This window comes from Streptomyces celluloflavus, assembly GCA_000720995.1.
In the GTDB taxonomy this organism is placed as follows: domain Bacteria; phylum Actinomycetota; class Actinomycetes; order Streptomycetales; family Streptomycetaceae; genus Streptomyces; species Streptomyces celluloflavus.
In genome coordinates, this window is the sequence record JOEL01000072.1 from 24,592 (window position 1) to 50,341 (window position 25,750).

Genomic DNA, 25,750 nt, shown 5'->3' on the forward strand with positions numbered 1-25,750 from the left:
GGCCTTCACCCCGTGAATACTCTCGCGCTCGGCCCCCAGTGGCTGGACCCGGACTATCTCATCGCGACATTCGGCCTGATCGGCGTCCTGATCATCGTCTTCGCGGAGTCCGGTCTGCTGATCGGGTTCTTCCTGCCGGGCGACTCGCTCCTGTTCACCACCGGCCTGCTGGTGACGGCGGGCAAGCTGGACAAGCCGCTCTGGATGGTGTGCGGGCTGGTCGTGCTGGCCGCGGTCCTCGGTGACCAGGCGGGCTATCTCTTCGGCCGCAAGGTCGGCCCGTCGCTCTTCAAGCGCCCGGACTCCAAGCTCTTCAAGCAGGAGAACATCGAGAAGGCGCACGCGTTCTTCGAGAAGCACGGCCCGAAGTCGCTGATCCTGGCCCGTTTCGTGCCGATCGTGCGGACCTTCACGCCCATCATCGCGGGCGTGAGCCGGATGAACTACCGCTCCTTCCTCGTCTTCAACATCATCGGCGGCACCCTCTGGGGCGCCGGGGTGACGCTGCTCGGCGCCGCGCTGGGCAACATCGAGTTCGTCCACAAGCACATCGAGCTGATCCTGGTCGCCATCGTGCTGATCTCCGTGGTGCCGGTCGCCATCGAGCTCCTCCGGGCCCGCGGCAAGGCGAAGAAGGAGGCCGCGGCGGGGACGCCGGGGCCGGTCGCCGACGAGTTCGCACCGCGGCCGGCGGCCGTGTCCGACGGCCGCCGCGGCCGGCACGCCAAGCGCTGATTCCCGGGGGTGCGCCGGACCGCACCCCGTGCGCCCCACACTCCTCGCCCGCACCCGTGCACGCCCGCACATCTCAACGGGTACCCCCCGCCCCGCGCGCTCGCCCCCGGCATCAGGCATCGTGTCCTTGACGGTCTGCGGAGGCGTACGAGGAGCGGAGAGACGTGGCGTCGGACCCAGAGCGCGGGCAGCACGGTACGAACGGCAAGAACGGCACGCCGCCCTCCGGCAAGGACGCGAAGCGTGCGCGGAGCGGCGGCGCCCGCGGCGGTACCGCGGACCACGGCGGCATCCCCGAGGAGCGCCGGCCGGAGGAGGTGCGCAAACCGCACCCCGAGGAGGTGCGCAGCGCCTTCACCCCGCCCCTGGGCGTGCCGTACCCGCCGCTCCCCGAGGACGAGAGCCCCACCTCCGAGTTCGCGCTGCCGCAGGGCCTGCGGCCGGAGACGCCCGCCGAGGAGGAGGGCTCGGCGTTCGCGCCGCCCGGCAGCACCACCGGCCAGACGCCGCTGCCCACCACCACCGGCGGCTTCGCCTTCACCCCGCCGCACGGCGTCCCCCTCATCAGTCTCACCAAGGAAGCCCCTTGGCAGGACCGGATGCGGACCATGCTGCGGATGCCGATCGGCGAGCGGCCCGTCCCCGAGCGGGCCGAGCGCGCCGACGAGACCGGCCCCGCCGTGCCGCGCGTCCTCGACCTCACGCTGCGTATCGGCGAGATCCTGCTGGCCGGCGGCGAGGGCGCCGAGGACGTCGAGGCCGCGATGTTCGGCGTCGCGCACGCCTACGGGCTGGAGCGCGTCGAGCCGACCGTCACCTTCACCCTGCTGTCGATCTCCTACCAGCCGTCGCTGGTCGACGACCCGGTGACGGCCAGCCGGACGGTACGGCGCCGCGGCGTCGACTACACCCGGCTGTCCGCGGTCTTCCGGCTCGTCGACGACATCACCTCCGAGGGCATCACCCTCGAAGAGGCGTACCGCGGTCTCGCCGAGATACGCCGTAACCGGCACCCCTACCCGAGCTGGGCGCTGACGCTCGCCTCCGGGCTGCTCTCCGGCGGCGCGAGCATGCTGGTCGGCGGCGGGCTGCTGGTGTTCCTCGCGGCGGCGGTGGGCTCGATGCTCGGCGACCGGCTGGCCTGGCTCGCGTCCGGCCGCGGACTGCCGGAGTTCTACCAGTTCGTGGTCGCCGCGATGCCGCCCGCCGCAATGGGCGTCGCCTTCGGCCTGGTGCACGCCAATGTGCAGGCGTCCGCGGTGATCACCGGCGGGCTGTTCGCGCTGATCCCGGGACGGGCGCTGGTCGCTGGTGTCCAGGACGGTCTGACCGGCTACTACATCACCGCCTCCGCCCGGCTGCTGGAGGTCGGCTACCTCATCGTCGGCATCGTCGTCGGCGTCCTCACCGTGCTCTATTTCGGTCTGCAACTGGACCCCGGACTCAAGCGGCTCAGCCCGCAGCAGTCACTGGCGGCCTACAACGAGCCGGTGGTGCAGATCATCGCGTCCATGCTGCTGGCGCTGGCGTTCTGCGTGCTGCTCCAGCAGGAACGTCACACCGTGCTGTTCGCGACCGTCAACGGCGGTGTCGCCTGGGTCGTCTACGGGGCGCTCGCCAACGTCGCCCGGGTGAACGCGGTGCCGGCCACCGCCATCGCGGCCGGTCTGGTCGGCCTCTTCGGCCAGCTGCTCTCCCGCTACCGCTACGCCTCCGCGCTGCCGTACGTCACCGCCGCCATCGGCCCGCTGCTGCCCGGTAGCGCCACATACTTCGGGCTGCTCAACTTCGCCCAGGGCAATATGCAGGACGGCCTCACCTCGCTGATCAAGGCCGTCTCGCTGGCCCTGGCCATCGCCGTCGGGGTCAACCTCGGCAGCGAGACGGCCCGGCTGTTCCTGCGGGCGCCGGGCATCGAGGAACCGGGCGGCGGGCGCCGCGCCGCCAAGCGCACCCGGGGCTTCTGACGGGCGCCGGCCCCGTGCGCGGCGGCCGGCACGCACGACGGGCGGCACCCCGAGTGGGTGCCGCCCGTTCGCGTACGAAAATCAGCGTGCGTGGCCCGGCGCGCGGCGGTCGGGAAGAGCCGCCGGACGCCCGGCCACCGGCCGCGGTGTCAGTGCGCGCCGCCCTGCGCCTCCAGGCGCTTGTACGACGCCTCGATCTCGGCCTCGGCCTCGGCGCGGCCGACCCAGTCGGCGCCCTCGACGGACTTGCCGGGCTCCAGGTCCTTGTAGACCTCGAAGAAGTGCTGGATCTCCAGGCGGTCGAACTCCGACACGTGGTGGATGTCCCGCAGGTGCTCCACGCGCGGGTCGGACGCCGGGACGCACAGCAGCTTGTCGTCGCCGCCGGCCTCGTCGGTCATCCGGAACATGCCGATCGCGCGGCACTTGATGAGACAGCCGGGGAAGGTCGGCTCGTCCAGGATGACGAGGGCGTCCAGCGGGTCGCCGTCCTCGCCCAGGGTGTTCTCGACAAAGCCGTAGTCGGCCGGGTAGCTGGTCGAGGTGAAGAGTCGACGGTCCAGGCGGATGCGACCGGTCTCGTGGTCCACCTCGTACTTGTTCCGCGAACCCTTCGGGATCTCGATGGTGACGTCGAACTCCACGGGTGGCTCCTCCATGATCAACACATACGTCTGGTGGTTAAGTGTCCCCCACGCAGGTGTGTGGTGGCGAAAGGGGCTGGTCCGAAGTGCCGGAGACCGGATCGTGGCAGGTCAGATGGCAGTCGGCGCAGCGATCGGCGCGGGCGGCGGGGGACGCGGCGCTCCGGAGGTGGCGCGCCGCTCCCCGCCGTACGCGCCAGACCTGGCGGCTGACGGCGGTGTCCGCCGCCACCGGTCTGGCCGTCGCGGGCGGCGCGGTGGCGGTGTCCGGGCCGTGGGACGCCGGCCAGCGTACGGCCGAGCGGGCCGCGGCGGCCGGGTCCGGGTCCGGGTCCGGCGGTGAACGGCACGGTGCGTCGACGGATCCGGTCCGCAGCGCGCCGCCGGTGCTGTCCGCGCTCGGCGGGTCCGCGCCCGGCGGCCCCGGCCGCGCCGGGGCGCCCCTGCCCACCGGCGCGGGGCTGGCCGAGGTGCTCGCGCCGCTGCTGAAGGACCCGGCGCTCGGCCCGCTGCGCACCGCCTCCGTACGGGACGTCGCCGCCGGCCGCGAGGTCTTCGGCGTCCGGGCGGACGAGCCGGCCACCCCCGCCTCCACGGTCAAGCTCGCCGTCGCCGTCGCCGCGCTCTCCGCGCTCGGCCCCGACCACCGCATCGCCACCACCGTCGTGGACGGCACCGGGAAGTCCGGGAAGTCCGGGAAGGCCGGGCAGGCCGGGCAGGCGGGGGAGGCGAGGGACGGCGGGGACACGGGGGACACGGGGAAACACAGCATCATCCTGGTCGGCGGCGGCGACCCGACGCTCACCGCCCGCGCGCCGAAGCCGGGCCCCGCCGCCGACCGGCCCGCGAATCTGCGCACCCTCGCCGAGGACACCGCCCGCGCCCTCAAACAGCGGGGGACCACCACCGTCACGCTCGGCTATGACGCCTCGGCCTACTCCGGACCGGACCAGCACCCCATCGGCCCCAACGAGAACATCGCCCCCGTCAGTGCCCTGATGGCTGACGAGGGCCGCCTGGACGACAGCGAGTACGGCACGGCGCCGCGCGACGCCGCCCCGGCCGTCGCCGCCGCCCGCGCCTTCGCCGGGCAGCTGCGCGAGCGCGGCATCACCGTCGACGGCGACCCGGCCGCCGCCCACGCCCCCCGGCAGGCCGGTGAGATCGCCACCGTCCGCTCGCTGCCGCTCGCCGCCCTCGTCGAGCGGATGCTCACCCACAGCGACAACGACATCGCCGAGGGCCTGGCCCGGCAGACCGCCATCGCCGCGGGCAAGCCCGCCAGTTTCGCGGGCGCCGGCACCGCCGTACGCGACGCGCTGGCCGCCCGGCACCTCCCGCTGACCGGCGCCGTCTTCGCGGACGGCAGCGGCCTGGACCGCGACGACCGGGTCTCCGCCGGGCTGCTCTCCCGGCTGCTGCTGGACGCCTCCTCGGACCGCCACCCCGAACTGCGCTCCGTCGTCACCGGCCTGCCGGTGGCCGGTTTCACCGGCACCCTCAGCGGGCGCTATCCGGACAAGAGCTCCGGCGCCGGCGCCGTACGCGCCAAGACCGGCACCCTGACCGGTGTGAACACCCTGGCCGGCACCGTCGTCGACGCCGACGGCCGCCAGTTGGTCTTCGCGTTCATGACCAGCGGCACCACCGATCCCCAGGGCGCCCAGAAGGCCCTGGACACCCTCGCCTCGGCGGTGGCGGAGTGCGGGTGCCGCTGACTCCCGCCCGCTCCGCGGCGTGAGTGACGGGAGTGACGGGAGGGCACGGCCCCCGCCTCGGCCTGCGGCGCCGGGCCCCGATGCCGGCGAGTACCCCAAGTCGGCTACCCCCAGGCGGAGCGGCCACGTACCGTGAACTCATGACGAGCCTTGGTGGTGCGGAGATGGTCGACTGGAATCTCGCGGTGGCGACCGCGACCCGGTTCGTACGGCCCGGTCCAGAGGTGAGTAGGGACGAGGCGCGGGCGATCGTCGCCGAGCTGCGCAGGCACGCCAAGTCCTCCGAACAGCACGTCCGCGCGTTCACGCGGATGGCGCAGCCCGGCGCGACCGGCGAGGCGCCCCACGACACCCCGGTCCTCGTGGTGGACCGGGCCGGCTGGATCAAGGCGAATGTCGCCGGTTTCCGGGCGGTCCTCAAGCCCCTGCTGGCCAAGATGGCGGACCGCCGCGCGACGGTCCCCGGCGGTGCGGTGCTCGGCGCGGTCGGCGGCAAGGTGACCGGCGTCGAACTGGGCATGCTGCTGTCGTTCCTGTCCTCCCGGGTCCTGGGCCAGTACGAGACGTTCGCGCCCCCCTCCCGCGATCTGCCGGCCGGGGCCCAGGGCGGCCGGCTGCTGCTCGTCGCGCCGAACATCGTGCACGTCGAGCGCGAGCTGGAGGTCGACCCGCACGACTTCCGGCTGTGGGTCTGCCTCCACGAGGAGACCCACCGCACCCAGTTCACCGCCGTACCGTGGCTGCGCGACCACATCGAGGGCGAGATCCAGTCGTTCCTCGGCGAGACCGACATCGACCCCGGCGCCCTCCTGGAGCGGCTGCGTGAGGCCGCCCAGTCGCTGGTCGGCGCCAAGCCCGAGGGCGAAGCGGGCGAGGAGGACGAGCGCAGCTTCACCGACCTCGTCCAGACCCCGGCCCAGCGCGAGATCCTCGGCCGGCTGACCGCCGTGATGTCGCTGCTCGAAGGCCATGCCGACTACGTCATGGACGGTGTGGGCCTCGAGGTGGTGGGCTCCGTCGCCGAGATCCGCGAGAAGTTCCAGAAGCGCCGGGCCAGCGGTGCGGGCCGGCTCGACCAGGCGCTGCGCAAGCTGCTCGGCCTGGACGCCAAACTGCGCCAGTACCGCGACGGCGAGCGGTTCGTCCGCGCCGTCGCCGAGGAGGTCGGCATGGACGGTTTCAACCGAGTCTGGACCTCGCCGAACACCCTCCCCACCAAGCAGGAGATCGCCAAACCGGCGGACTGGATCGCGCGGGTGCATCGCAAAGCGGATGGGGCACCGTAAGGCAGCGGCGTGAGCTGGGCACACCGCACGGCAGAAGAGCGCCCCTTTTATCACCCGTCTGAGGGACCGTGACCGATGGATAGCCGTGCAATGCTCGGGGAACTGCTCGCCTCTGTCACCATCTAGGCACTCTGTGTGACGAATCCGCGTCCACGGCCCGAGGCACCCCAGCTGAACGATTGGAATCGGACATGGGTCCCCATCCAGCGGTCGCCGCGATACGCCTGGCGGTCCGCCGCGTACTCCACGACGTTCTGAACCAGCACTGCACCCAGGACCGCCGCGACCCCCCGCTCGTGCTCGTCGCGTGCTCCGGCGGCGCCGACTCCATGGCACTGGCCTCCGCCCTCACCTTCGAAGCCCCCCGGCTGGGCGTACGCGCCGGGGGCATCACCGTCGACCACGGCCTCCAGGAGGGCTCGGACCTCCGCGCCGCCGAGGTCGCCCTGCGGCTGCGGGCCCTGCGGCTCGACCCCGTCGAGGCCGTCACCATCCGCGTCGGCAGGGACGGCGGCCCCGAAGCCGCCGCCCGGGACGCCCGCTACGCCGCCCTGGACGCCGCCGCGGAGCGCCACGGCGCCGCCGCGGTCCTCCTCGGCCACACCCGCGACGACCAAGCCGAAACGGTGCTGCTCGGCCTCGCCCGAGGCTCCGGCACCCGCTCGCTCTCCGGTATGGCCGCCACCACCGGCCGCAACGGCCGCTACCGCCGCCCCTTCCTGGAACTGGACCGCCAGACCGCCCGCAAGGCGTGCCTGATGCAGTCCCTGCCCGTCTGGGACGACCCGCACAACGCCGACCCCGCCTACACCCGCTCCCGGCTGCGCCACGAAGGACTGCCCGCGCTGGAGAAAGCGCTCGGCAAGGGCGTCGTCGAGGCGCTCGCCCGGACCGCCCAGCTCTCCCGCGACGACGCCGACGCCCTGGACGCCTGGGCCGCCGACGCCGAGCGCACCGTGCTCGACGACGCCGGCACCCTGGACGTCGCCGCCCTCTTCGCCCTGCCCGCCGCGGTACGCCGCCGAGTGCTGCGCCGGGCCGCCATCGGCGCCGGTTCCCCCGCCGGTTCCCTCTTCGCCCGCCACATCGAAGAAGTGGACCGGCTGATCACGGCCTGGCGCGGTCAGGGAGCCATCAACCTCCCCGGGCGAGTAGGTGTGCGACGCCAGGGTGGCAGACTGGTGATTCGGCAGGGCTGAGCCGCAGGGCGCCGCCCCGCTTTCATGAGTCTGACGACTGGCATGAACACCGAACCAAACGAGAGTGGCACGGGTGGACGACAAGGACATGGGCGCCGACCTTCAGTCGGTACTCATCAGCAAAGAAGAGATCGACGAGAAGCTGGCCGAACTGGCCGCGAAGATCGACGCGGAGTACGCGGGCAAGGACCTGCTCATCGTCGGTGTCCTCAAGGGCGCCGTGATGGTGATGGCGGACCTGGCGCGCGCGCTGTCCACCCCCGTCACGATGGACTGGATGGCCGTGTCCTCCTACGGCGCGGGCACCCAGTCCTCCGGCGTGGTCCGCATCCTCAAGGACCTCGACACCGACATCAAGGGCAAGCACGTCCTGATCGTCGAGGACATCATCGACTCCGGCCTGACGCTGTCGTGGCTGCTGTCCAACCTCGGCTCGCGCGAGCCCGCCTCTCTTGAGGTCTGCACGCTGCTGCGCAAGCCGGACGCCGCCAAGGTCGCCATCGACGTGAAGTGGATCGGCTTCGACATCCCCAACGAGTTCGTCGTCGGCTACGGCCTCGACTTCGCGGAGAAGTACCGCAACCTGCCGTTCGTCGGCACCCTCGCACCGCACGTGTACGGCGGCTGAGGCGGCACCACCACTCGCCGGTCACCGTGGCCGGCCGAGGGCCCGGACCCCGGCCCTGCCGGGCGGCGGGAACCCCCCGGGGGCTCCGGCCGTTGGAACAGGGAAGGACGGAATCCCAGGCCGCTTTGTTCACCGTGGGCGGCGCCGTCGGGTGACAATGCTGGGGTACCGTCCGATGGCAGTCTTTTTTCGGGCCAGTAATACACCGTACGCACGACCAGCTCTCCGCAGGGCTGTTGTGCCTCACTGTGGCAGGAGGGACGGGGCCTCAGCGGCTCCGTATGGATGGACGTGAAGCGATACTTCCGTGGGCCGGTCATGTGGATCGTGCTGGCCGTCCTCGCCGTGGTCGTGTTGATGCAGGTCGTCGGCTCGTCCGGCGGCTACAAGACGGTGGACACCGGTCAGGTCGTCAAGGCGATCGCTGACAACAAGGTGAAATCCGCCGAGCTGACGACCGGCGACGAGAACAAGATCAAGATCGAGTTGTCGGGTGACAACAAGATCGACGGCTCCAACAAGCTCCAGGCGAGCTACATCGGCGACCAGGGCGTCGACGTGGCGAAGAACCTGCAGGCCAAGTACCAGACGGGTGAGATCAAGGACGGGTACACCGTCGCCCCGTCGAAGCAGAACCCGTTCGTCGGCGTGCTGCTCTCGCTGCTCCCCTTCGTCCTCATCGTCGTCGTCTTCCTGTTCCTGATGAATCAGATGCAGGGCGGCGGCTCCCGGGTCATGCAGTTCGGGAAGTCGAAGGCGAAGCTGATCACCAAGGACACCCCCAAGACGACCTTCGCGGACGTCGCCGGGGCCGACGAGGCGGTCGAGGAGCTCCACGAGATCAAGGAGTTCCTCCAGGAGCCGGCGAAGTTCCAGGCCGTCGGCGCCAAGATCCCCAAGGGTGTGCTGCTGTACGGCCCGCCCGGTACAGGCAAGACGCTGCTCGCCCGCGCGGTGGCCGGCGAGGCCGGGGTGCCGTTCTACTCGATCTCCGGGTCCGACTTCGTCGAGATGTTCGTCGGTGTCGGTGCCTCCCGGGTGCGCGACCTCTTCGAGCAGGCCAAGGCGAACGCCCCGGCGATCGTCTTCGTCGACGAGATCGACGCCGTCGGCCGGCACCGCGGTGCGGGCCTGGGCGGTGGCCACGACGAGCGTGAGCAGACGCTCAACCAGCTCCTCGTCGAGATGGACGGCTTCGACGTGAAGGGCGGCGTGATCCTCATCGCCGCCACCAACCGCCCGGACATCCTCGACCCGGCGCTGCTGCGCCCCGGCCGCTTCGACCGGCAGATCGCCGTCGACCGCCCGGACATGCAGGGCCGTCTCGAAATCCTCAAGGTCCACCAGAAGGGCAAGCCGGTCGCGCCGGACGTCGACCTCTCGGCCGTCGCCAAGCGCACCCCCGGCTTCACCGGCGCGGACCTGTCCAACGTCCTGAACGAAGCCGCGCTGCTGACGGCCCGCAGTGATGCGAAGCTGATCGACAACCACTTCCTGGACGAGGCGATCGACCGCGTCGTGGCCGGACCGCAGAAGCGGACCCGGATCATGTCCGACAAGGAGAAGAAGATCACCGCGTACCACGAGGGCGGACACGCCCTGGTCGCGGCGGCTTCCCCGAACTCCGACCCGGTCCACAAGATCACGATCCTGTCCCGCGGCCGGGCCCTGGGCTACACCATGGTCCTGCCCGACGAGGACAAGTACTCCACCACCCGCAACGAAATGCTCGACCAGCTGGCATACATGCTGGGCGGCCGCGCGGCGGAGGAGCTGGTCTTCCACGACCCGACCACGGGTGCCGCGAACGACATCGAGAAGGCCACCGCCACGGCCCGCGCGATGGTCACGCAGTACGGCATGACCGAGCGGCTCGGCGCGATCAAGTTCGGCAGCGACAACTCCGAGCCCTTCCTGGGCCGCGAGATGGGTCACCAGCGCGACTACTCGGAAGAGGTCGCCGCGCTGGTCGACGAGGAAGTCAAGAAGCTCATCGAGACCGCGCACAACGAGGCGTGGGAGATCCTGGTCGAGAACCGCGATGTCCTCGACAACCTGGTCCTGACGCTCCTGGAGAAGGAGACGCTGGGCAAGGACGAGATCGCCGAGGTCTTCAAGCACATCGTGAAGCGTCCGGCCCGCCCGGCGTGGACCGGCTCCTCGCGCCGTACGCCCTCGACCCGCCCGCCGGTGCTGTCGCCGAAGGAACTGGGCCCGGCCAACGGCTCCGTCCCGACGACCGCCACCGTCTCCACGGAGAAGAAGACGGACACCACCGAGGACAGCAGCTCCGAGAGCTGATCCGGAGCCGTCACCGGCCCCGGAATGAATGCCGCGCCCCCCAGGTTTTAGCCTGGGGGGCGCGGCATTCCGCGTTTCGAGCGGGCGCAGAAGGAGCGAGGCACCACATGACGGACCCCGTGACGCTGGACAGCGACGGCACGATCGGCGCATTCGACGAGAAACGAGCCGAGAACGCCGTGCGCGAGCTGCTCATCGCGGTAGGCGAGGATCCCGACCGGGAGGGGCTGCTGGAGACGCCGGCCCGGGTCGCCCGCGCGTACAAGGAGATCTTTGCCGGGCTGTGGCAGGAGCCGGCGGACGTCCTGACGACGACGTTCGACATCGGCCATGACGAGATGGTGCTGGTCCGGGACATCGAGGTGTTCTCGACCTGTGAGCACCACCTGGTGCCCTTCCACGGCGTCGCGCACGTCGGCTACATCCCGTCCGCCGACGGAAAGATCACCGGGCTCTCCAAGCTCGCCCGCCTCGTGGACGTCTACGCCCGCCGCCCGCAGGTGCAGGAGCGGCTCACGACGCAGATAGCCGACTCCCTGATGCAGATTCTGGAGCCGCGCGGCGTGATCGTCGTCGTGGAGTGCGAGCACATGTGCATGTCGATGCGCGGTATCCGCAAGCCGGGCGCCAAGACCATCACCTCGGCGGTCCGCGGCCAGCTGCGGGACGCCGCGACCCGCTCCGAGGCGATGAGCCTGATCATCGGCCGCTGACGGGCGCGGGACCGCTGAACACAGGGCCGGGGGCCGTGGCTGATGCCACGGCCCCCGGCCCTATGGGGTGTCACCTCAGACGCTGAGACGGCCGCCGAGCCATTCCAGGGCGGCGGGGATCTCGCGGCGCCAGGTGTTGAAGTTGTGGCCGCCGCTGTCGAGGATGATCGAGGAGATGCGGGACGGCGACTTGGTCTGCTCGATGAACCTGAGCGTGTCCTTGTAGTTCTCCTCGCCGTGCTTGCTGCTGGTGACCAGCAGACTGACCGGCGGGGCGGGCAGATGCTTCTGGCGCCACATCAGATCGTTCTCCCGCTCCAGCTTCTTGCTGCCGCCGAAAAGATCACCGGTGGTGGGATCGATCGGGGCCTTGTAGGCGCCGGAGAGGGCGACCGCGGTGGAGAAGTCATTCGGGTGCCGCATGGTCATCTTCAGCGCGCAGTAGCCGCCCGTCGAGTCGCCGATGATGCCCCAGCTCTTGGCTTTCTCCCCTATTCGGTAGTGCTCCGAGAGGTTCGCGCGCAAGTCCTTGGTGAAGAACGTCTCGGTCTGCGGCCCATTCGGTATGTCGACGCATTCGGTGTCCCGGGGCGGCGCGACGGTCGGCCGCATCATCACCAGGACCGTCGGCTGCATCTTCTTTTCCCGCAGCAGATCATGCTGCGTCTGCGGGAAGTGCAGCTTCTTGTAGAGGGCCTCGGCCGTGCCCGGGTAGCCGGTCAGGACCACGGACGCCGGGAACTTCTTCTTCGCGTACTTCGGCTGGAAGTACTGCGGCGGCAGATAGACGAACGCCGGACTGGTGATCTTGGACTTCGCACCGCGCACGAGGACCTTGTCGATCCGGCCGCCCACCTCGGCGCGGGAACCACCGGGAACGCTGACGCGCTCGGTGCCCAGCATCTTCAGCTTCGTTCCGTCCGGCCCGGACTCGTAGTTGGTCACTACGCCCGGCTGCTGCTCCTGGCCGAAGAGGTCGGCCCAGGAGGCGTAGAAGCCGAAGGAATTGTTGGCGAACAGGCCGATCGACGCGAAGAGGGAGAGCTGGGTGGCGAGCAGCAGCCCGACGCGGCCGAGGACGGCGCGCCAGTTTCCCTTCGACAGACGGGGCCAGAGCCAAATGGTGAGGACGAAAAGTGCTACTGCGAGGAGGACGGCAAGAAGCAGCACTTTCTTGCTGGTGAGACCCATGTGGTGCTTTCTGCCGGGCGGCCGGTCCAACCGTGGCCGCTAATGGAACCCCGAGCCCTGAAACGCCGTCATACAGGGCGCAAAAAGTCCAGATGCTGCGACAAGGCTCGCATGTTCTCTCGACCGGGGCGACGGGAAAGTGATGTCTGACAGGCTAGATGGCGAAAAGTCGGAGACGGTTGCGTGGCGCACGCCACGCTGGCTCCGTGGACCTCGACCCGAATCGGTGCCGACCCTGATCGGTACGGCCGGAGTGGTCGTCGGCCTGCTGAACCTCGCGGCCGGTATGTTCCCGCGGTTCCGGCACAGCCGGATGCACGCGCTGGCCGAGGTGCTGCCGGGCGCGGTGAGCCCGCTGGCGGCCGCCGCGTCGATCGTCGTCGGTATCCTCCTGCTCCTGCTGGCCCATGGCCTCAAGCGCCGTAAGCGGCGGGCCTGGGTGGCCGCGGTGGCACTCCTCCCGGTGGGGATCGCCGCCCAGCTGGTGTACCGCCACTCCATTATCGGCGCGGTGCTCTCCCTCCTGTTGCTGGTGTTCCTGGTGTGGCACCGAAGCGAGTTCGCGGCCCTCCCCGACCCGCGCAGCCGCTGGAAAGCCGTCGCCAACTTCATCGTCCTCGGCGGTGTGAGCTTCGCCATCGGCATGGTGATCGTCAGCGCCCACCCCCACAAGATCGTCGGCTCGCCCTCCTTCTGGGACAAGGCGCAGCACGTGCTGTGGGGCATGTTCGGCTTCGAGGGCCCGGTCGGCTACACGCACAAGGTCGACTACACCGTCGGCTACTCCCTCGGCGCACTCGGCCTGCTGACCGTCGCCACCACCGCGTACCTCGCCTTCCGCCCCGAGCACCCGGTGGCCCGGCTGACCGCGGACGACGAACAGCGGCTGCGCGAGCTGCTCGCCAAGCACGGCGGCCGGGACTCGCTCGGATACTTCGCGCTCCGCCACGACAAGGGCGCCGTCTTCTCGCCGACCGGCAAGGCCGCGGTCTGCTACCGGGTGATATCGGGGGTGATGCTCGCCAGCGGCGACCCGATCGGCGACGTCGAGGCATGGCCGGGCGCCATCGAGCGCTTCATGGAGGAGGCGCGGGCGCACTCCTGGACGCCGGCCGTCACCGGATGCAGCGAGACCGGTGGCCAGGTGTGGACCCGGGAGACCGGTATGGACGCCCTGGAGCTGGGCGACGAGGCGATCGTGGACGTCCCCGACTTCACCCTCTCCGGCCGCGCGATGCGCAACGTACGGCAGATGGTCAAGCGCATCGAGCGCAACGGCTACGAGACCCGCGTACGCCGGGTGCGGGACCTGGAGCCGGCGGAGCTGGCCCGCATCCAGCGGGCCGCGGACGCCTGGCGGGACACCGACACCGAGCGCGGCTTCTCCATGGCGCTCGGCCGTATCGACGCGGTGACCGACGGTGACGCGGTGATCGCTACCGCGCATCTGGCCCCCGCGGAGGGTGAGGCGGACGGCCCGTTCGGCGATCTCAAGGCCATGCAGCACTACGTGCCCTGGGGCACCGACGGGATCTCCCTGGAGCTGATGCGCCGTGACCGCGACGCCGACCCGGGGATGAACGAGCTGCTGATCGTCGCCTCGCTGCAGGCCGCACCGGATCTGAAGATCAAGCGGGTGTCGCTGAACTTCGCGGTGTTCCGCTCCTCCCTGGAGCGCGGCGAGAAGCTGGGCGCCGGACCGGTCATCCGGATCTGGCGCGGAACGCTGGTCTTCCTCTCCCGCTGGTACCAGATCGAGTCGCTGTACAAGTTCAACGACAAGTTCCAGCCCCGCTGGGAGCCCCGCTTCGTCGTCTTCCGCAACAGCCGCGACATCCCGCGCATCGGCCTGGCGACGTTGCAGGCCGAGGGCTATCTGGAGCTGGGCCTGCCGCGCGTGCTGCGCCGCCGGAAGGGGACGGAGCCGCAGCCCTGCGCGCACACCGCGGAGGCGGCCCCGCCCGCGGTCGAGAAGGTGGCCTGAGGGCCGTGCGCCGGGCGGCCGGAGAGCCGTCCGGCGGAGCGGGCCGCCCGGGGGGCGTACGGAGCCGGTTCGGGTTCCGTACGTCCCTCGGGCGCGTCGGCACGGTGGCGCCTGCCCCGTGGCGCCCGGCACGGCCTTGCCCTGGCTGCCGCTGGGAGATACCCGCACGTGGCGTTGCCGGGGGTGCCCAGGTGAACCCGGTATCGGGGCGCCCCGCCGCCGTGCGGCGCACCGCACCGGCCGCCGGAGGCCCCGCCCTCCGGGCGAACGGCGCCACCCTGACGACACGCCCTAGGCTTGTGCCATGAGTACCTTGCGTGGCCGGGTGGCCGGATTGCCGGACTGGGACCGCTGCGCGGTGATGGGCGTCGTCAACGTCACGCCCGATTCGTTCTCCGACGGCGGCGAGTGGTTCGATCCGGAACTCGCGGTCAAACACGGCCTCGACCTGGTGGCCGAGGGTGCCGATGTGGTGGACGTGGGCGGTGAGTCGACCCGGCCGGGCGCGGCGCGGGTGGACGAGGCCGAGGAACTGCGCCGGGTCGTCCCGGTCGTCCGGGAACTGGCCGCGGCCGGAGTCGTGGTGTCCGTCGACACGATGCGCGCGAGCGTCGCCGAGCAGGCCGTGGAGGCCGGTGCGCGGCTGGTCAACGACGTGAGCGGGGGCGCCGCCGACCCGGCGATGGTGCCGGTGGTGGCCGCGGCGTACGTCCCGTTCGTGGTGATGCACTGGCGCGGCCGGTCCATCGACATGAACAACCGCGCCGTCTACACCGATGTCGTCGAGGAGGTCGTCGACGAGCTGGCGCGGAGCATGGAGCGCGCGGTGGCCGGCGGCGTGGACCCGGAGCGGATCGTGATCGACCCGGGCCTCGGCTTCGCCAAGGACGCCGGACACGATCTCGCCCTGGTCGCCCACCTGGCGCGGCTGCGGGCGCTGGGCAGGCCGCTGCTGGTGGCCGCATCGCGGAAACGGTTCCTGGGCAGAGTGCTGGCGGGCGGCACGGGAGCCACCCCGCCGCCCGCGCGCGAACGGGACGCCGCGACGGCGGCGGTGTCGGCGATCGTGGCGCGCGAGGGGGCCTGGGCGGTGCGCGTGCACGACGTCCGGGCCAGCGCGGACGCCGTACGGGTGGCCCGTGCGGTGGAGGGCGCGGCGGAGCGCACGGTGACCGGAACGGCCGGCACCGGTGGTACGGGAGCACGGGGGGTACGACAGGAATGACGGGCACGGTATCTACGACGGGCACGAGACGGACGACGGGCACGGCGCGTACGGCGGCGGCCCCGGCGGACACGGCAGTCGACGCGACCAACGTGACGGGAACGGTGTGAGCGGCTTGGGCCCACTGACGGACATCGAGCTGGTCGAACGGGCGAACACGACCCTGTACGAGACCATCGAGCGCGGCGATCACGAGGCGCTGTCCGAGCTCTGGCTGGAAGGCCAGGTCAGCGTGGTGCACCCGGGGTGGCCGGTGCTGCGCGGGCGCGGCGAGGTGCTCCGTTCGTACGCCCTGATCATGGCGAACACCGAGTACATCCAGTTCTTCCTGACGGACGTGGAGATCGACGTCATCGGCGACACCGCGCTGGTGACGTGCACCGAGAACATCCTCAGCGGCGGACCCGCCGAGGAGGACGGCTCGGTGGGCCCGCTGATCGGCCAACTGGTCGTGGCGACCAATGTCTTCCGGCGCACGGAGGAGGGCTGGCGGGTGTGGTCGCACCACGGGTCGCCGGTGCTGGCGGACCGCGAGGACGACGGGAACGGCGACGACGAGGGGGAGGACGGGGACGCTTCCGGTCCGGCAGGCGGGGCGGGGGCGCCGGGCGGGGTGTGAACCGGCCCTCTTCGCCGGGCCCGCGCCGCGCCGTCCGGGGTGCCCGGGGCCTGCCGTCCCGGGGCCGCGTACCGGTCAGCGGCAGAAGTCAGCGGGGTGAGCGGGGCGCACCCGTTCGAGCCAAGTCGGGGACGGGCAGGGGTGGGGTGTGGGGACAGGGGTAAGAGGCCGCGCGGGCGACCTCCCGGCCGGCTAGCAGCACGACGGGGCCGTTGTCCATAGCCCCCACGGGCGAGCGTTGTCAGTGCTCGCAGGTAGATTCGATAAACGAGAGGGGCTGTGCGCCGGGTTTGACTGGTGCGTGCCCGGAATTTCCGACGATTCAGTGGTGCGGAAGTGCCAGTGAGACCAGTGGGAGTGATTCGCGTGGATCGTGTCGCGCTGCGTGGCCTGAAGGCCCGAGGGCACCACGGAGTGTTCCCCCGGGAGCGCGAGGAGGGCCAGACCTTCCTCGTCGATCTGGTGCTGGGTCTGGACACCCGCCCGGCGGCGGCCTCCGACGACCTCGCGAAGACCGTGCATTACGGGATCGTGGCCGAGGAGGTGGTGGCCGTCGTGGAGGGCGAGCCGGTCGACCTCATCGAGACCCTTGCCGAGCGGATCGCCGATCAGTGCCTCAAGCACGAGGGGGTACAGGAGGTGGAGGTGGTGGTGCACAAGCCGGACGCGCCGATCACCGTCCCCTTCGACGACGTGACCATCACCATCACCCGGAGCCGAGTATGAACACCAGCAGCGACCCGACCGTACAGCCGGTGCCCGCCTCCGTCGTGGAGCGCGTGGACGCCGCGGATGTGACGCTCTCCAACCCCAAACGCGCAGTGATCTCCCTCGGCAGCAATCTCGGCAACCGCCTGGAGACGCTCCAGGGCGCCATCGACGCCCTGGAGGACACCCCCGGCCTGCGGGTCAAGGCGGTCTCCCCGGTGTACGAGACCGAGCCGTGGGGCGTCGAGCCCGGTTCGCAGCCCACGTACTTCAACGCCGTGGTGCTGATCAAGACGACCCTGCCGCCGTCCTCCCTCCTGGAGCGCGGGCATGCGATCGAGGAAGCCTTCGAGCGGGTACGGGACGAGCGCTTCGGCCCGCGCACGATCGACGTCGACATCCTGGCCTACCAGGACGTGATCTCCGACGACCCGCAGCTGACACTGCCGCACCCGCGCGCCCATGAGCGCGCGTTCGTCCTGGTGCCGTGGCACGACGTCGACCCCGAGGCGGTGGTCCCCGGGCGCGGCGCGGTCGCCGAGCTGCTGGCGGCGGTCGGCCACGAGGGCGTGGTGCCGCGCGCGGATCTGGAACTGCGGCTGCCGGAGTAGCCGTTAAGGATGTGGGCCGCCCGCGTACGGCGCGGGTGCCCGCGGATGCGTACGGAACGCCTCCGGATGGCATGCATACATGGAAACGGCACACATGTATGGGGAACGGACGGAACGGCCATGACGGTGCGAAGGGCGATCGCTCGGTGAAGCAGCTACACATCAAGGTGCTGGTCGGGCTGTTCCTGGCGGCCGGGGCGCTGGCCTGGGCGGGCGCCCGGCTGTGGGACTCGCTGGGCACGCTCCCGAGAGTGCCGGTGGCCGCGCCGATCGTGCTGGCACTGATCGCCGCCGTGCTGACCGCCACCGCGCTCTCGATCCGCTCCCGGCTGCGCGCACAGCGTGAGCGCCGGGAGGGCGCCAAGGGCGTGGATCCGCTGGTGGCCGCCCGCGCGGTGGTCTTCGGGCAGGCCAGCGCCCTGGTGGCGGCGCTGGTCGCCGGGCTGTACGGCGGCGTCGGGATCTTTCTGCTGACCGCAGGGCTGGACGTCGCCACGCGCCGGGACCAGGCGATCTACGCCGGTTTCTCGGTCCTGGCGGGCGCGGCGGTGGTCGCCGCCGCACTCTTCCTCGAACGGGTCTGCAAGCTTCCGGAGGACGACGACCAAGCGGGCGCGACGCCGGCCTAGCGGCGCCCGAGGCCGGTGCGCCTGACGCGGGCCGCGGTGGTGCCGTGGCCCGCGTCCCCGTATGCGAGCCCCGTGCCCGCTGTCCGTTGTCCGTTGCGCGCCCGCGTCGGCCGCCCCGGGGCCGCCCGGATCAGACGTCGTGGACGGTGTGGAGCGACACCTCGTCGCGCGCGATGTTCGCGGCGTCCGCGGTGGTGGAGCGGCGCAGCGCCTCGTGCAGCCTGGCGGGGGTGAGGACGCCGAGGAAGCGGTCGCCGTCCAGGACGGCGATCCAGCCCGCGTCGTACTGGAGCATCGTGCTGAACGCCTGCTTGAGCGGGGCGCCGAGCGGCAGCCACGCGTCCATCCGCCGGGCGTGCGCACGGACGGTGGCACTCCGCGGGGCGCCGTCCGCTGCGGCGGTGTCCTTCCCGGTGGCGGTGGCGTCCCCGGCCGCGGCCGCCCCGGTGAGCGTCGCCGCGGAGACCCAGCCGTGCAGATTGTCGTCGGCGTCGAGGACGACCGCCCAGGGGGCGCCGTCGGCGGACAGCCGGTCGGCCGCGTGGCGCACCTCGTCGTCGAGGTGGACGATCGGGGGCTGTTCGAGGTCGCCGGTCTCGACGGGGGTGACGGAGAGCCGCTTGAGCCCGCGGTCCGCGCCCACGAATTCGGCGGCGTACGGGGTCGCGGGGGCGCCCAGGACCGTCGCGGGGGTGTCGAACTGCTCGATGCGCCCGGCCCCGTAGACAGCGATGCGGTCACCGAGCCGGACCGCTTCCTCGATGTCGTGGGTGACGAAGAGCACCGTCTTGTGGAGCGTCGACTGGAGCCGCAGGAACTCGTTCTGGAGGTGCTCGCGGACGACCGGGTCGACGGCGCCGAACGGTTCGTCCATCAGCAGCACGGGCGGGTCGGCGGCCAGCGCGCGGGCGACGCCGACGCGCTGCCGCTGACCGCCGGAGAGCTGGTCGGGGTAGCGGTCGCCGTAGGTGGCGGGGTCCAGGCCGACCAGGTCGAGGAGTTCGGCGGCGCGGGCGCGGGCCTTCTTGCGCGGCCAGCCGAGGAGGTGCGGGACGGTGGCGGTGTTGTCCAGGATGGTCTTGTGGGGGAAGAGCCCGACCTGCTGGATGACATAGCCGATGCGGCGGCGCAGTTCGACGGGGTCGATGGCGGATATGTCGTCGCCGTCGAGGTAGATCGTGCCGCTGGTGGGCTCGATGAGCCGGTTCACCATCTTCATCGTCGTGGTCTTGCCGCAGCCCGAGGGGCCGACGAGCGTGACCAGTTCGCCCTCGGCGACTTCGAAGGAGAGATCGTCGACGGCGGTGGTGCCGTCGGCGTAGCTCTTGGTGACGTGTTCGAAGCGGATCATGATTCCCCATTGTGGGCAGGCGGTCGTGAACGCGGTGTGTCGAGTGGATGGCGGGCCGGGCCGATTGTCAGTGGTGGGGGATAGGGTCGCAGACAGTCACCGAAATTGTGAGCGACAGGGCGGGGGAGGTGACGACGGTGGACGCCGGACCGAGCGCTCTCACGGTCGCGCAGGCCGCTGAGCAGAGCTGTTTGCAGGCCAACGACTGGATCTGCGGTGAGTACGTCCGCACCCGCGGCCACGAACTGCTGGACGCGACCGTCCAGCACATCGGCATCACGGCCATATCCGTGATCATCGGCCTGCTGGTGGCCTTTCCGCTGGCGCTGGTGGCCCGTCGCCGGCGGGCCGCGGCAGGACCGGTCCTCGGGTTGACGACGGTGCTCTACACCGTTCCGTCCCTGGCCATGTTCGCGCTGCTGACCCCGGTCTTCGGGGTCTCGGCGGCGGTGGTGATCACCGGTCTGGTGATGTATTCGCTGACGATCCTGGTGCGGAACATCCTCGCCGGGCTGACGTCGGTGCCGGACGAGGTGCGGGAGGCGGCCCGCGGGATGGGGTACGGCGCCGCGCGGCTGCTGTTCGAGGTGGAACTGCCGCTGGCGCTCCCCGCGATGGTGGCCGGGCTGCGGATCGCGACGGTCTCGACGGTGGCCATGACGACGATCGGCTCGGTCGTCGGCTACGGCGGCCTGGGCAATCTCATAGCCAGCGGTATGGAGGGCTTCTTCAAGGCGGAGGTCCTGACGGCGACGGTGCTGTGCGTACTGCTGGCGCTGGTGGCCGACCTGCTGCTGATGGGCCTGCAGCGGCTGCTGACGCCCTGGACACGGACGCGGACGCGGGCGGGGACGCGGTCCCGGCGCGGGGCGGGCACGACGAAGGCGGTGGCCTGAGCGATGGACGCGATCACGGGCGCGTGGCAGTGGCTGACGACGGCCGCCAACTGGGCCGGGGAGAAGGGCGTATGGCACCGGCTGGGCGAGCATGTCTACCTCAGCGCGCTGTGCCTGGTCATCTCCTGCCTGATAGCCCTGCCGGTGGCCCTCTGGCTGGGGCATATCGGCAAGGGCGGGGCGCTGGCGGTCAACATCTCCAACGTCGGGCGGGCGGTACCGACCTTCGCGGTGCTGGTGCTCCTGACGCTCAGCCCGCTGGGGACGCACGGGGACTGGCCGACGATCATCGCGCTGGTGCTGTTCGCGGTGCCGCCGCTGCTGACCAACGCCTATGTGGGCATGCGGGAGGCGGACCGCGATGTGGTTGAGGCCGCCCGGGGGATGGGCATGTCGGGGCCGCAGCTCCTGCTGCGGGTCGAGATACCCCTCGCCTATCCGCTGATCATGACGGGTCTGCGGTCGGCGACGGTGCAGGTGGTGGCCACGGCGACGCTGGCGGCCCTGGCCGGCGGCGGGGGGCTGGGCCGGATCATCACCGCGGGCTTCGGCAACTACGACACCGCGCAGGTGGTCGCGGGCGCGCTGCTGGTGGCCGTACTGGCGCTGGCCGTCGAGGGCGCTCTCGTCCTGGCGGACCGGTTCTTCGACCCGATGCGGGGGCGGCGGCGCGGGGCCCGTACGGCGGGGAGAGGTACGGCAGGGGGGACGGGGCGCGGCGACGCGGGTTCCGGGGCGGGCTCCGGTACCGGCTCCGGTGGGGCGGGCAGGGCTGGTGGGTCCGGTGTGTCCGAGAGGCCGGGCGGGTTGGGCGGGGTTGGTGCGGCCGGTAGGTCCGGTGAGCCCCGCGGGCTGGGTGTGACCGGTGGGTCCGGTGGGTCCGGCCGCGGTGGGGACGCGGTCGCGTCGGGAAAACTCGCCTGACGCGGTGCCCCGACTTTGCCATGCTGCCGAGCGGTCCGGTCCGGAGTGGCCCGGTCCCCGGTGGCCTGATCAGGGCCTTGATGCCGGGTCTTCGACACCGAGTCTCCATTACCCGATTACCCGGCCTCCGTTACCCGGCCCTGTACCCAGCACCGTTACCCGGTCCCGATACCGATCCCCGTTTCCGGGCGTCACCTCACCCACCCGATCGCACTCGGCACGCTCCACCCAGCACCAGACCAGAGCAGATCTGACCGAACGAACTGAATGGTGAATTCCATGAGCAGCAAGTCACGTGTGGCGCGCACCGCGCTTGTCGCGGGCACAGTGATCGCGCTGGCGGCCGGGCTGGCCGCGTGCGGTGGCGAGAGCCTGGAGGACAAAGGCGGAAGCAAGAGCAAGGGCGGCGGGAAGGGCGAGATCGTCGTCGGCTCGGCCGGTTTCACCGAGTCGAAGGTGCTCGCCGAGATCTATTCCAAGATCCTTAACGAAGCGGGTTATCGAACGCGCGTTCAGACGCTGGCCAATCGGGAGCTGTATGAGCCGGCTCTGGAGAAGGGTCAGATCGATGTCGTGCCGGAATATGCCTCGACTCTCGCGGAATTCCTCAACGCCAAGCAGAACGGCCCCAAGGCGAAGCCCGTCGCCTCCAGTGACATAGACAACACCGTGACGGCGCTCAAGAAGCTCGCCGAGCCGCGCGGCCTCAAGGTGCTGCCGGTGGGCGAGGCCACGGACCAGAACGCCTTCGCGGTCACCAAGGAATTCGCCGAGCAGCACAAGCTGAAGACGCTCTCCGACCTGGGCGCGTCGAAGCAGAAGATCAAACTCGCATCGGGCGAGGAGTGCGAGTCGCGGCCCTTCTGCAAGCCGGGCCTGGAGAAGACCTACGGCATAGACATCGCGGGCCTCGACCCCAAGGGCGTCGGCACCCCGCAGTCCAAGCAGGCGGTCAAGGACGGCACGGATCAACTGGTGCTCACCACGACCACCGACGCCACACTCGACAACTTCGGTCTGGTGCTCCTCCAGGACGACAAGAAGCTCCAGAACGCCGACAATGTGCTGCCGGTGGTGAATGCGAAGAGCGCCGGTGACAAGGAGATCGAGACCGCTCTCGGCAAGCTCACGGCGGTGCTGACGACCAAGGACTTGATCGACTTGAACCGCAAGGTCGATGCCGAGCGACTCAAGCCGGCAGATGTCGCACAGGCATATCTGAAGTCCAAAGATCTGATCAAGAAGTAACCACAGGGAAACGGATCGGTGTGCGGGGCCCCATCGGCCCCGCACGCACGGTAAGTTTCTGGCCATGCCACGAGGACGCCACCGCCATTCACCAACCCTCCACCGGCTGCTTCCTCCCTCGACGGTCGCCGGTGCGTCGATCGCGTGCGCCACGGGAACGTGGTTCGCCGGCGACGACCTCACACAGCGTGTGCTCGCCGCGGGCGCGGCGGCCGCCGCGGTCGGCGGCGCGGTCCTGCTGCGGACCTGGGACCGCAGGGCCGGCAAGCAGGTCGCCGAGCTCAGCCGCGCCCGGACGCGCGACGAGTGGCGGACCGAGGAGCGGGTGGCCGAGCTCGAATCGAATGTCGAGGAGGCCCGCGAGATCCGCACCGCGCTGGATACCAAACTCCGGGCCAAGCGTGCCGAGTTGGCCCGGCTGCGCAGCGAGCACGCCGAACTGCTGCGCCGCTACGCCACCGCGGAGACCGAGCGGGCCAGCGCGCTGGAAGGCCGTCGTCTCCTGGAGATCGAGGCGGCGGCCCCGGCCCCGGCCTCGGGTTCCTCCTCGGTCCCGGCGTTGCCGTCCGCCAAAGCCGACGGTCCGGCGCTGGACGGCGCGGCGCAGGGCGGTCCGGCGCAGGGCAACCGGGATAGCTCGGGGAGTCTGGCGTCGGACGGCCGGCTCGGCACCGCCGCGTTCGCGCAGGCGGACCAGGCGCTGCGGCGGCTGGTCGGCAGCGCCGCCCGCCAGCGCGATCGGGCCCAGGAGGCCCTGCGGACGCCGGACGGTGCGGAGGCCCGGGGCGGCGCGGCCGGTCCGGGCGGTGGGGTCCCTCGCGATGACACGGCCTCTCGCGATGACACGGCCTCCCGTGATGACATGACCTCCCCTGATGACATGGCCTCCCGCGACAGTGCGGCCCACCTGGACGGTGCGGCCGGTCGGGCCGCCGACCTGGTTCGTCCCGATGGTCCGACGCATCGTGCCGATGGCGCGGCCAGTCGTGAGCGTGGAGCCCGGCCCGATGGCGCGGCCCCTCGTGCGGGTGGAGCCCGGTTCGACGGTGCGGGCCGGTCCGATGACGCGGGTCGGTTCGACAGCACGAGCCAGAACGACGGCGCGGGCCAGACAGACGGCGCAGGCCGGTCTGACGGCGCGGCCGGTTCCGGTGGTGCGGCGGGTGCCGAGGGCGGGGCCCGTCAGGACGTATCTGGCGGCCGGAGCGGTCGCGGTAGCCGTAGCGAGTTGGGCGGCCGCACCGAGCCGGGCGGCCGTACCGAACACGAAGACCGGCGTGAGCAAGAAGGCCGGAGCGGTCGGGGCAGCTCGGACGTTGCGGAGGGTACGGGCGCTGCGGAGGGTGCGGGCGGCCAGGAGAAGTCCGGGGCGGTCGCCGCACGGCTGGCGAGCGGTGCGCGGCACGCCCGTACGAACACGTCCGCCGTGCCCGCGCTTCGCCGGATTCCGGCCGCAGCCGCCGTCATCCCGGCGCCCGCCGTGCCCCGCCCCGCCACTTCCCGTGCGCTCGGCGGCTTCGACTTCTTCGGCAACGCGGCCGCCGAACGGCGTCAGCTGACCGCGCCGCTGGAGGACGATCTGGCCGATGTCGTCGGCGACGAAGCACTCGCCGAGCAGTCGGCCCGCGCGCAGGCTCGTACGCCGGCCGCCCTTACCGAGGCTCGTACAGAGGCCCGCACAGAGGCCCGTGCGGACGCGGTGAGTGCGCAGGCGAGTGTGGACGCCCGGGGGGACGGGCGTGAGCCGGACGCCGCCGTGGCGGACGAGGACGTGGCCGCCGGCGACGAGGAGACGGCAGCCGCGGCATCCGACGGTAAGGCGTCCGGCGGTAAGGCTTCCGGCAACAAGGCGGCCGATGGTGTCGGTGAGGTCATCGACCTGACCGCGCATGACGAGACCGAACAGTTCGACGTCGCCGTACTGCGTAGCGCCATCTCCTGAGCCCTCGGCTCTGCACCACATCCGCTCTCCACCACCCCAGCTCTCCACCACTTCCGTCCGCCGGTCACTTCCGTCCGCCGGTCACCTCCGTCCGTCGGTTCTCTCTTCAGGTCTTCAGGTCTCCGGGTCTGCCTTCCGGCCCCCGCCGGGTACTCCTGTGGAGGGTGGGGGCCGGGGCGGTGGGACCAAAGGCATACGGGCAAGAACCTCCCCCGTTAGCACGGTCGGTCGCCGATCCGCCGCAAGGATTGAGGCACACGCCGCCACTTCCGGAAGGAACCCCCGTGCCGAAATCCCCGCGCACTGTCTCCCGCGCCCGCGCCCGCGTATTCGTCCGCCCCGTCGCCCGTCCGCTGGCCGTGGCCGCCGTGACGCTGGCCGCCGGTGCCATCCTGACCGGCTGCTCCGGTTCCGATTCGTGGAACCCCTTCGACCATCACGAGCAGCGGTCGGAGTACGCCACCGGTGCCGAGGCGAAGAAGGCCCGCACCTCCATGCCGCGCTGGCTGCCGGACGACGCCACGGACATCAAGTACGTCCTCTCGACGACCGGTGACGACCGGCTGATCGCGGCCAAGTTCAAGGACGCCGAGCCGCCCGCCGAATGCGTCACCGGCAAGGGGGCGGCGAAGGCGCAGGGCAATCCGAAGCTGGAGGCCGACTGGTTCCCCAAGGACCTCGCGGCGAAGGTTGATACGCAGTGCGGCACCTGGTCGGGCGCCACGGTCGACGGCACCTTCTACGCGTGGCAGGACCACGACGTCGTCCAGAAGTCGCCCCGTACCGAGCAGCCCCGGTAGTCCGGGCAGCCCCCAGGAAGCCCGAGTGGCCCTATCGGTCCCAGCCGTTCTGGAGGACCCCGCGGTCCCCGTAGCCTCCGTAGTCCTTGCAGCCCCCGTAGTCCTTGCGATCCCAGAAGTCTTGGCAATCCCAGCGGTCTTGGCAGTCCCGGCAGCCCGAGCAACCTGAGCAACCCGAGAAGTGACGGCGGGGGAGCGCTGCCCCCACGCCTCCTGTTGGCGGAACGGTGCCGCACGGGTGCGGACGAGCTCGTCCGGGCGGGACCTTCGCGCGGGCGGGGCCTTCGCCGGGCGGAGCCTTCGCCGGGCGGCGCCCCCTGGATGCCCCCGGAGCCCCGTTATGTTTTTCGCGGTCCTGCAAGAGGGCCGCTGGCCTCCGGGCCTGGCATGACTTTTGCCCCCTGTCGAACGGATGACCTGGGGGGTGGTGT

Annotated in this window: 21 protein-coding genes and 1 pseudogene; 19 read left to right on the forward strand and 3 right to left on the reverse strand. The window is 71.1% G+C overall.

The annotated features are described in order from the left end of the window. Positions 1-12: 12 nt before the first annotated feature. Both IH09_RS34070 and IH09_RS34075 read left to right on the forward strand, forming a co-directional pair. Entirely contained in the window at positions 13-735 is a 723-nt protein-coding gene (locus tag IH09_RS34070; protein WP_052861484.1) for a DedA family protein, read from the forward strand. A 164-nt stretch (positions 736-899) separates the two neighbouring features. Further along, complete coding sequence (locus tag IH09_RS34075) at positions 900-2,702, forward strand: threonine/serine exporter family protein (protein ID WP_094793864.1); 1,803 nt, start codon at positions 900-902, stop codon at positions 2,700-2,702. A gap of 149 nt (positions 2,703-2,851) precedes the next feature. On the opposite strand, the gene IH09_RS34080 is transcribed toward IH09_RS34075, so the two are convergent. After that, on the reverse strand, positions 2,852-3,346 hold the full coding sequence (locus tag IH09_RS34080; protein WP_003968257.1) for an inorganic diphosphatase: 495 nt from the start codon (positions 3,344-3,346) through the stop codon (positions 2,852-2,854). A gap of 86 nt (positions 3,347-3,432) precedes the next feature. Between IH09_RS34080 and dacB the strand changes: the two genes are divergently transcribed. The 6 genes from dacB to folE all read left to right on the forward strand — a co-directional run bounded on the left by dacB (position 3,433) and on the right by folE (position 11,191). Next, positions 3,433-5,064: a D-alanyl-D-alanine carboxypeptidase/D-alanyl-D-alanine endopeptidase gene (gene dacB, locus IH09_RS34085; RefSeq protein WP_110952775.1), complete on the forward strand. Its 1,632-nt coding sequence runs from the start codon at positions 3,433-3,435 to the stop codon at positions 5,062-5,064. Between the two features lie 140 nt (positions 5,065-5,204). Continuing rightward, positions 5,205-6,350 (forward strand): zinc-dependent metalloprotease, encoded by a 1,146-nt coding sequence (locus IH09_RS34090; RefSeq protein WP_052861486.1) that lies wholly within the window; start codon positions 5,205-5,207, stop codon positions 6,348-6,350. Between the two features lie 191 nt (positions 6,351-6,541). Beyond that, a complete protein-coding gene (gene tilS / locus IH09_RS34095; protein WP_052861489.1) occupies positions 6,542-7,549 on the forward strand; it encodes a tRNA lysidine(34) synthetase TilS in 1,008 nt (335 codons plus the stop codon). An 88-nt stretch (positions 7,550-7,637) separates the two neighbouring features. Then, entirely contained in the window at positions 7,638-8,177 is a 540-nt protein-coding gene (gene hpt / locus IH09_RS34100) for a hypoxanthine phosphoribosyltransferase (RefSeq protein ID WP_052861519.1), read from the forward strand. A 285-nt stretch (positions 8,178-8,462) separates the two neighbouring features. Beyond that, positions 8,463-10,478, forward strand: coding sequence for an ATP-dependent zinc metalloprotease FtsH (gene ftsH, locus IH09_RS34105; protein ID WP_052861492.1), 2,016 nt, complete (start codon positions 8,463-8,465; stop codon positions 10,476-10,478). Positions 10,479-10,585: 107 nt separating this feature from the next. Beyond that, positions 10,586-11,191 carry a GTP cyclohydrolase I FolE gene (gene folE, locus IH09_RS34110; RefSeq protein ID WP_052861493.1) on the forward strand — a complete coding sequence of 202 codons (606 nt, stop codon included), beginning with the start codon at positions 10,586-10,588 and terminating at the stop codon, positions 11,189-11,191. A 75-nt stretch (positions 11,192-11,266) separates the two neighbouring features. Here the strand turns inward: folE and IH09_RS34115 are convergent, their stop codons facing one another. After that, entirely contained in the window at positions 11,267-12,382 is a 1,116-nt protein-coding gene (locus tag IH09_RS34115) for an alpha/beta hydrolase (RefSeq protein ID WP_052861495.1), read from the reverse strand. A gap of 142 nt (positions 12,383-12,524) precedes the next feature. Here IH09_RS34115 and IH09_RS34120 point away from each other — a divergent pair, with 142 nt between their 5' ends. The 6 genes from IH09_RS34120 to IH09_RS34145 all read left to right on the forward strand — a co-directional run bounded on the left by IH09_RS34120 (position 12,525) and on the right by IH09_RS34145 (position 18,158). Continuing rightward, positions 12,525-14,366, forward strand: a complete 1,842-nt coding sequence (locus IH09_RS34120; RefSeq protein WP_052861496.1) for a phosphatidylglycerol lysyltransferase domain-containing protein — start codon at positions 12,525-12,527, stop codon at positions 14,364-14,366. Positions 14,367-14,670: 304 nt separating this feature from the next. Then, the gene (folP, locus tag IH09_RS34125) at positions 14,671-15,591 is read left to right on the forward strand and encodes a dihydropteroate synthase (protein WP_052861497.1); all 921 of its coding nucleotides are present in this window, start codon (positions 14,671-14,673) and stop codon (positions 15,589-15,591) included. A gap of 115 nt (positions 15,592-15,706) precedes the next feature. Beyond that, a complete protein-coding gene (locus IH09_RS34130; protein ID WP_052861521.1) occupies positions 15,707-16,210 on the forward strand; it encodes a nuclear transport factor 2 family protein in 504 nt (167 codons plus the stop codon). Positions 16,211-16,576: 366 nt separating this feature from the next. Then, the gene (folB, locus tag IH09_RS34135) at positions 16,577-16,936 is read left to right on the forward strand and encodes a dihydroneopterin aldolase (RefSeq protein WP_052861500.1); all 360 of its coding nucleotides are present in this window, start codon (positions 16,577-16,579) and stop codon (positions 16,934-16,936) included. Further along, positions 16,933-17,529, forward strand: a complete 597-nt coding sequence (gene folK, locus IH09_RS34140; protein WP_052861502.1) for a 2-amino-4-hydroxy-6-hydroxymethyldihydropteridine diphosphokinase — start codon at positions 16,933-16,935, stop codon at positions 17,527-17,529. The genes folB and folK overlap by 4 nt, the downstream gene beginning before the upstream one ends. 146 nt (positions 17,530-17,675) lie before the next feature. Then, a complete protein-coding gene (locus tag IH09_RS34145) occupies positions 17,676-18,158 on the forward strand; it encodes a DUF3180 family protein (protein WP_052861522.1) in 483 nt (160 codons plus the stop codon). Between the two features lie 130 nt (positions 18,159-18,288). Here the strand turns inward: IH09_RS34145 and IH09_RS34150 are convergent, their stop codons facing one another. After that, the gene (locus IH09_RS34150) at positions 18,289-19,509 is read right to left on the reverse strand and encodes an ABC transporter ATP-binding protein (protein ID WP_052861503.1); all 1,221 of its coding nucleotides are present in this window, start codon (positions 19,507-19,509) and stop codon (positions 18,289-18,291) included. 137 nt (positions 19,510-19,646) lie between these two features. On the opposite strand from IH09_RS34150, the gene IH09_RS34155 reads away from it, so the two are divergent. The 5 genes and pseudogenes from IH09_RS34155 to IH09_RS34175 all read left to right on the forward strand — a co-directional run bounded on the left by IH09_RS34155 (position 19,647) and on the right by IH09_RS34175 (position 25,319). Continuing rightward, on the forward strand, positions 19,647-20,405 hold the full coding sequence (locus IH09_RS34155) for an ABC transporter permease subunit (protein ID WP_052861524.1): 759 nt from the start codon (positions 19,647-19,649) through the stop codon (positions 20,403-20,405). A gap of 3 nt (positions 20,406-20,408) precedes the next feature. After that, positions 20,409-21,137 (forward strand): annotated as a pseudogene (locus IH09_RS34160) (ABC transporter permease); the annotation flags it as partial. Between the two features lie 471 nt (positions 21,138-21,608). Beyond that, positions 21,609-22,577 carry an ABC transporter substrate-binding protein gene (locus tag IH09_RS34165; protein ID WP_052861505.1) on the forward strand — a complete coding sequence of 323 codons (969 nt, stop codon included), beginning with the start codon at positions 21,609-21,611 and terminating at the stop codon, positions 22,575-22,577. A 64-nt stretch (positions 22,578-22,641) separates the two neighbouring features. Next, positions 22,642-24,519 carry a hypothetical protein gene (locus IH09_RS39515; protein WP_190233496.1) on the forward strand — a complete coding sequence of 626 codons (1,878 nt, stop codon included), beginning with the start codon at positions 22,642-22,644 and terminating at the stop codon, positions 24,517-24,519. 284 nt (positions 24,520-24,803) lie between these two features. Further along, positions 24,804-25,319 (forward strand): hypothetical protein, encoded by a 516-nt coding sequence (locus tag IH09_RS34175; RefSeq protein WP_052861509.1) that lies wholly within the window; start codon positions 24,804-24,806, stop codon positions 25,317-25,319. The last annotated feature ends 431 nt before the right edge of the window (positions 25,320-25,750 follow it).